Source organism: Nocardioides sp. (genome assembly GCF_035429765.1).
Classification (GTDB): domain Bacteria; phylum Actinomycetota; class Actinomycetes; order Propionibacteriales; family Nocardioidaceae; genus Nocardioides.
Genome location: NZ_DAOMFK010000050.1, coordinates 10,297 through 16,508, shown reverse-complemented (window position 1 = coordinate 16,508; position 6,212 = coordinate 10,297). Strand labels below are relative to the sequence as shown.

Here is a 6,212-nt window from a genome sequence, read left to right as displayed (position 1 = left end):
CCCCTGGTACTACTGACCCGGATAGTACGGTCCCAACGCGGGGTCAACAGCCCCCTGGGACCCCGCGTTGGGACCGTACTATCGCGGGAGTCCCGGCGTGCCGAGAATCCATCGGGAGTGGTTGAATCAGAGGTGGAAGCGGACTGCGCCAGAGGAGGGTGCGATGCGGGTGGTCGTGCTGACCGGCGCGGGCATCTCGGCGGAGAGCGGGGTGCCGACCTTCCGCGACGCCCGCGGCCTGTGGGAGGGGCACCGGGTCGAGGACGTCGCCTCTCCGGAGGCCTTCCAGCGACAGCCTGACCTCGTCCACCGGTTCTACGACGAACGTCGCGCCGCCCTCACCCGGGTCCAGCCCAACGCCGCCCACCGAGCGCTGGCCTGCCTCGAGCAGCAGCTCGGCTCCCGGATGCTCGTGGTCACCCAGAACATCGACGACCTGCACGAGCGGGCCGGGTCGCGGCGGGTGCTGCACATGCACGGCAAGCTGCGCTCGGCCCGCTGCACGGCGTGCGGCACGAGGCTCGACTGGCGCGAGGACCTCGCCCACCGGCCGGCGTGCCCGAGGTGCGGCGAGCGGGCACTTCGGCCCGACGTGGTCTGGTTCGGCGAGAGCACCCTGGGGATGGGGCAGGTCGAGTCGGCCCTCTCCCGGGCCGACCTCTTCGTCTCCGTGGGCACCTCGGGCATGGTCTACCCGGCGGCGGGCTTCGTCCGGATCGCCCGCCTCTTCGGCGCCCGCACGCTGGAGCTGAACCTCGAACGCACCCCCGGCTCGGAGCTCTTCGACGAGGCCCGGCACGGCCCGGCCGGCTCACTCGTACGCGCGTGGGTGCAGGACCTGCTCGCCAGGCGCCCCGCGGAGGTCGAGGTGACCCGCGAGTAACCTGGCGGTATGAAGCGCGAGATCTACGACTCCGACCACGACGCCTTCCGCGACTCCGTCGCCGCCTTCCTCGACCGTGAGGTCAAGCCCTACGTCGAGGAGTACGCCGCCGCCAAGGCACTCCCGCGCGAGTTCTGGCTCGCCGCCGGCAAGCAGGGCTTCCTCGGCCTGGAGATTCCCGAGGAGTACGGCGGCTCCGACGCCGGCGACTACCGCTTCAACGCGGTGCTCACCGAGGAGCTCGCCAAGGTGAACATGTCGCTGCCCTCCTGCCTGGGCATCCACGCCGACATCGTGGCGCCGTACCTGGTGCACCTCACCACCGACGAGCAGAAGCAGCGCTGGCTGCCGCCGTTCTGCAGCGGCGAGATGCTCACCGCCATCGGCATGACCGAGCCGTCCGGCGGCTCGGACCTGGCCGCGCTCAAGACCACCGCGGTCAAGGACGGCGACGACTGGATCCTCAACGGCTCGAAGACGTTCATCACCAACGGCTACTCCGCGGACCTGGTCGTAGTGGCCGCCCGGACCAGCCCGGAGAAGAAGGCCCGTGGCATCACCCTCTTCGGGGTGGAGACCGACCGGGAGGGGTACTCGCGCGGGCGCAAGCTCGACAAGGTCGGGCAGGACGAGTCCGACACCGCCGAGCTGTTCTTCGAGGACGTCCGGGTCCCGTCGGCCAACATCATCGGCGAGCTCGACAGCGGGTTCATCCACATGATGACGTTCCTGCCCCAGGAGCGGCTGGGCTCGGCGGTCACCAACCTCGCGCACGCCCGGCAGATCCTGGAGGAGACCCTGCAGTACACCAAGGACCGCAAGGCGTTCGGCCAGTCGATCGGACAGTTCCAGCACAACAAGTTCCTGCTGGCCGAGCTGGTCACCCGGGTCGAGGTCACCCAGGCGTTCGTCGACCAGTCCGTGCTCGCCCACTGCAAGGGCGAGCTCACGCCGATCGACGCGGCCAAGGCCAAGTGGTTCACCGCCCAGCTGCAGAACGAGGTGCTCGACCACTGCGTGCAGCTGCACGGCGGCTACGGGTACATGAACGAGTACCGCGTCGCCCGCGCCTGGCGGGACGCCCGGGTCACCAAGATCTGGGCCGGGTCCAACGAGATCATGAAGGAGCTCATCGGCCGCGACCTCGGCCTATGACGTTCTCCGGGGTCCTGGCAGGATCGGCCCCGTGACGCAGGAGCAGGAGCCCGAGCTGCACGAGGCCGAGCCGCACGCGGCCAACATCAGCGGACGGCTGAACTGGCTCCGGGCCGGGGTGCTCGGCGCCAACGACGGGATCGTCTCGACCGCCAGCCTGGTGGTGGGCGTGGCCGGCGCCACGAGCGACAAGACCGCGATCCTGGTCGCCGGAGTGGCCGGCCTGATCGGCGGCGCGATGAGCATGGCCGCGGGGGAGTACGTCTCGGTCAGCACCCAGCGGGACTCGGAGGAGGCGCTCTTGCACCTCGAGCGGCAGGAGCTCGAGGAGGACGCAGAGAGTGAGCTCGAGGAGCTGACCCGCCTCTACATGGACAAGGGCATCAGCGCTCCGCTGGCGCGCCAGGTCGCTGTCGAGCTCACCGAGCACGACGCGCTGGCCGCGCACGCCGACGCCGAGCTCGGCATCGACCCCGAGGAGCTGACCAACCCCTGGCACGCGGCGTTCGCCTCGATGGTGGCGTTCACCGTCGGGGCGCTGCTGCCGCTGCTGACCATCACGCTCTCGCCGGAGTCGCTGCGCCTGTGGGTCACCGCGCTCTCGGTGGCGGCTGCGCTGGCCCTCACGGGGTGGGCCAGCGCGCACCTCGGCTACGGACGGGCCGGCAAGGCGGTGGCCCGCAACGTGGCCGGCGGCCTGCTGGCGATGGGGATCACCCACTTCGTCGGCTCGCTCGTCGGGACCCAAGTCGGCTGAGCCGTGCCCGAGCCGGTCAGGGGCGCGCCCGGGGTGCGCGGCGTACGTGGCAAGGTGGTCACCGTCGCCGTGCTGATCCTGCTGGTGACGCTGGCCGGGTGGACCTGGCTGGTGGTGACGGTGTTCGACGCCACCCTGGCCAGCACGGCCCGCTCGCACGCGGAGCTGCAGGCCCGGCAGGTGGCCACCCAGCTGGCCTTCCTGCCCCCGGACCAGGCGGTGCCGGTGCTGTCCGGGACCGGGTACGGCGACGCCATGGTGCAGGTCGTGGACAGCGGCGGCACCGTGCTCGCCGCCTCCGAGCAGGACGCGCTGGCCGAGCCCATCAGCGACCTGGCACCCGCCCCGGGGCAGGTGTCCTCCGAGCAGGTGTCCGGCATCCCCGGGGTCGACAGCGACAAGTTCATGGTGGTGGCCGCCGGTGCAGCCGGGACCGACGGCCAGCCGCTGGTCGCGCTCGCCGCCAGCCCCGTGCACATCGAGGAGGGCGCGGTCTCGCGCACCGTGCTGATCGGCGGGCTGGCCGCCGTCGTGGTGCTGCTGGTGGCCACGGTGCTGGTCCGCTGGGCGGTCGGCGCGGCGCTGCGGCCGGTCGAGGTGCTGCGCGGCCAGCTCGCCGAGATCGACGGCCGCACCATCGGGGACCGGGTCGACGTCCCGGACACCGGCGACGAGCTGACCCGGCTCGGCGACACCATGAACGAGATGCTGACCCGGCTCGAAGGTGCGTACGCCGTCCAGCGGACGTTCGTCTCCGACGCCAGCCACGAGCTGCGCAGCCCGTTGGCCACGGTGCGTACGTCGGTCGAGCTCGCGGCCGCCGACCCCACCGGCCGGGTCTGGGCCGAGACCCGCCCGACCCTGCTCGTCGAGATCCTGCGGCTGCAGCGGCTCGTCGACGACCTGCTCACGCTGTCGCGCTACGACGCCGGGGCGCTCCCGCTGCGCTGGCGGGATTGCGACCTGGACGACGTCGTCGTGGGCGCGGTGCGCCGGCTCCGGGAGGAGACCGGGGCGTCGGTCGAGGTGGAGGTGGAGCCGGTCCGCGCCGAGGCCGACCCGGACCGGATCGGCCAGGTACTGCGCAACCTGCTGGACAACGCCGCCCGGCACAGCGAGGGGCGGCTCCGGGTGGGGTTGACCCAGGAGGACGGCGAGGCCCGCGTCGTGGTGGACAACGACGGCCCGCCCGTGCCCGAGGAGCAGCGCGCCCGGGTCTTCGAGCGGTTCGTGCGCCTCGACCCGACCCGCGACCGGGACTCAGGCGGTAGCGGCCTGGGCCTGGCGATCGCTGCCGACCTGGCCCAGCTGCACGGTGGCACCCTCACCACGTCGGCGGCCGAGGACGGCTGGTGCCGCTTCGAGCTCAGGCTCCCGCTGCGCCGATGACCGGCACCAACCGGTACCCGACGCCGCGCACGGTCTCCAGCGAGCTGGTGCCGAACGGGGCGTCGATCTTGCGGCGCACGTAGCCGACGTACACCTCGACGAGGTTGTCGCTGCCCGGGTAGTCGGTGTCCCACACGTTGGCCAGGATGTCGGCCTTGGTGACCGCGTCCCCGCACCGGCGGATCAGGAACTGCAGCAGCGAGAACTCCCGGGGCGTGAGGTCGATCATGGTCTCCCCGCGGCGCACCGTCCGCCCGACCGGGTCCAGGCTCAGGTCACCGCAGCGCAGCACGACGGGCCGCTGCGGCGCCCCGCGGCGGACCAGCGCCCGCAACCGGGCCACCAGCACGGGGAAGCTGAACGGCTTGGTGAGGTAGTCGTCGGCCCCCAGGTCGAAGGCGTCGGTCTGGTCGAACTCGCCGTCCTTGGCGGTCAGCATCAGCACCGGGGTCCACACCTCGTGCCGGCGCAGCTCCTTGAGGACGTCGTAGCCGTGCATCCCGGGCAGCATGATGTCCAGCACGACCACGTCGTAGTCGCCGTACCGCGCGGTCGCCAGCCCGACGATCCCGTCGTAGGCGACGTCCACGACGAACCCCTCGTCGGTGAGCCCGCGTCGCAGCGCCTCGGCCAGGGGCCGTTCGTCGTCCACCACGAGCACTCTCATCGCCTCCAGCCTCTCAGAGATCTCTCAGCGCGCCCGCCGTACGGTCTCGCTGAGAACCGAGTCGTCGGGAGGAAACCCATGTTCGACACCGTTGCCGGCCTGCCCGTCCACCCCCTGGTGGTGCACGCCGTGGTCGTCCTCGGCCCGCTGGCCGCGCTGCTCGCGGTCCTGTACGCCGTCAAGCCCGCCTGGCGGGTCGGCCTGAAGTGGCCCACGCTGCTCACCTCCGGCGTGGCCGCCGTCTTCGCCTTCGTGGCCACGCAGAGCGGAGAGTCCTTCGAGGAGCGCGTCGGCGACCCGGCCTACGACCACGCCGAGAAGGGCGACCTGGCGGCGATCGCCGTCTACGTGCTGTTCGGCGCGGTCCTGCTCCTGGTCTTCTGGCTGGCCCGGCCCACGGTCACGACCAGCTCGGTCGCGGGCATCCTGGTCGCCTCCGCCGCCGCGCTGTTCCTGCTCTTCGGCATCGTCAACGCCGGACACAGCGGTGCGAAGTCCGTGTGGCACGACCAGGTGAGCGGTTCCACGGCCGGCTCGGGCGCCGCCGACTCCGACTGACACCGGACTCCCGCGGCCCTCTAGGTTGGGCTTGTGCGGATGTTCGTGGCGCTGGTCCCGCCGGAAGAGGCGGTGGACGATCTCGACGCCTTCCTCGACGTACGCCGCAGCGCGGCCCGGTTCCGCTGGGCCACCCCGGAGCAGTTCCACGTCACCGTCTGCTTCCTGGCGTCCGTACCGGACCGCCGACTGGACGACCTGGTCGAGCGGCTGCGGCGCGCCGCGGCGCGGCGTACCTCCTTCGAGACCGCGCTGTGCGGCGGTGGCGCGTTCCCCCACGTGGGCGGTGCCCGGGTGCTGTGGACCGGCCTGGAGCTGGACGAGCACGGTCGCACCGAGCTGAGCCGGATGGCCCGCGGGGCCAGGGCCGCCGCCTCCCGGGCCGGCCTGGTGGTGGACGGTCAGCGGTTCCGGCCGCACCTGACCGTGGCTCGACTGGGCCAACCGGCCGAGGTGACCAGCTGGGTCCGCCTGCTCGACGGCTACCGCGGGCCGCGGTGGCGGGCCACCGGCGTCGAGCTCGTGGCCTCGCACCTGGGCGAGGGACCGCGTAGACGCCCCCGCTACGAGCTCGTCGACCGATTCCCGTTCCGCCCCGTCTGACCCGTTGAGTCGCGCGTCCCGCCCCGTTGAGTCGCGCCTTCCGCGCAGTTGAGTCGCGCGTTCCGCACCGCTGAGTCGCGCGTTCCGCACCGTTGAGTCGCGCCTTGCGTGTGTGTGAGGTCAGGCTTGCCCGTACGCCGTACGCAGCTCGACGGTGCGTGGGGCGCAGCTCGACGGTGCGTGGGGCGCAGCTCGACGGT

7 protein-coding genes are annotated in these 6,212 nt (G+C 72.1%); 6 read left to right on the top strand and 1 reads right to left on the bottom strand.

What is annotated here, in order from left to right; translation table 11 throughout:
- The first annotated feature begins 163 nt into the window (after positions 1–163).
- The 4 genes from PLP61_RS07090 to PLP61_RS07075 are packed head-to-tail and all read left to right on the top strand — an operon-like array spanning position 164 to position 4,184.
- On the top strand, positions 164–883 hold the full coding sequence (locus tag PLP61_RS07090; RefSeq protein WP_324501736.1) for an NAD-dependent deacylase: 720 nt from the start codon (positions 164–166) through the stop codon (positions 881–883).
- A 9-nt stretch (positions 884–892) separates the two neighbouring features.
- Positions 893–2,038, top strand: a complete 1,146-nt coding sequence (locus tag PLP61_RS07085; RefSeq protein WP_324501734.1) for an acyl-CoA dehydrogenase family protein — start codon at positions 893–895, stop codon at positions 2,036–2,038.
- 31 nt (positions 2,039–2,069) lie between these two features.
- Complete coding sequence (locus PLP61_RS07080; RefSeq protein WP_324501732.1) at positions 2,070–2,795, top strand: VIT1/CCC1 transporter family protein; 726 nt, start codon at positions 2,070–2,072, stop codon at positions 2,793–2,795.
- A gap of 3 nt (positions 2,796–2,798) precedes the next feature.
- Positions 2,799–4,184, top strand: coding sequence for a sensor histidine kinase (locus PLP61_RS07075; protein WP_324501730.1), 1,386 nt, complete (start codon positions 2,799–2,801; stop codon positions 4,182–4,184).
- On the opposite strand, the gene PLP61_RS07070 is transcribed toward PLP61_RS07075, so the two are convergent.
- Positions 4,162–4,851 (bottom strand): response regulator transcription factor, encoded by a 690-nt coding sequence (locus PLP61_RS07070; protein ID WP_324501728.1) that lies wholly within the window; start codon positions 4,849–4,851, stop codon positions 4,162–4,164. The two genes, PLP61_RS07075 and PLP61_RS07070, sit on opposite strands and share 23 nt — an antisense overlap.
- A gap of 78 nt (positions 4,852–4,929) precedes the next feature.
- Here PLP61_RS07070 and PLP61_RS07065 point away from each other — a divergent pair, with 78 nt between their 5' ends.
- Both PLP61_RS07065 and thpR read left to right on the top strand, forming a co-directional pair.
- Positions 4,930–5,409 (top strand): DUF2231 domain-containing protein, encoded by a 480-nt coding sequence (locus PLP61_RS07065; RefSeq protein WP_324501726.1) that lies wholly within the window; start codon positions 4,930–4,932, stop codon positions 5,407–5,409.
- A gap of 39 nt (positions 5,410–5,448) precedes the next feature.
- Positions 5,449–6,012 carry an RNA 2',3'-cyclic phosphodiesterase gene (gene thpR, locus PLP61_RS07060; RefSeq protein ID WP_324501740.1) on the top strand — a complete coding sequence of 188 codons (564 nt, stop codon included), beginning with the start codon at positions 5,449–5,451 and terminating at the stop codon, positions 6,010–6,012.
- The last annotated feature ends 200 nt before the right edge of the window (positions 6,013–6,212 follow it).

What these genes read in the sequence shown, in the direction of transcription:
- thpR (WP_324501740.1), top strand. Translation starts at nt 5,449, where the DNA reads ATGTTCGTGGCGCTGGTCCCGCCGGAAGAGGCGGTGGACGATCTCGAC.
- PLP61_RS07085 (WP_324501734.1), top strand. Translation starts at nt 893, where the DNA reads ATGAAGCGCGAGATCTACGACTCCGACCACGACGCCTTCCGCGACTCC.
- PLP61_RS07065 (WP_324501726.1), top strand. Translation starts at nt 4,930, where the DNA reads ATGTTCGACACCGTTGCCGGCCTGCCCGTCCACCCCCTGGTGGTGCAC.
- PLP61_RS07090 (WP_324501736.1), top strand. Translation starts at nt 164, where the DNA reads ATGCGGGTGGTCGTGCTGACCGGCGCGGGCATCTCGGCGGAGAGCGGG.
- PLP61_RS07070 (WP_324501728.1), bottom strand. Translation starts at nt 4,851, where the DNA reads ATGAGAGTGCTCGTGGTGGACGACGAACGGCCCCTGGCCGAGGCGCTG.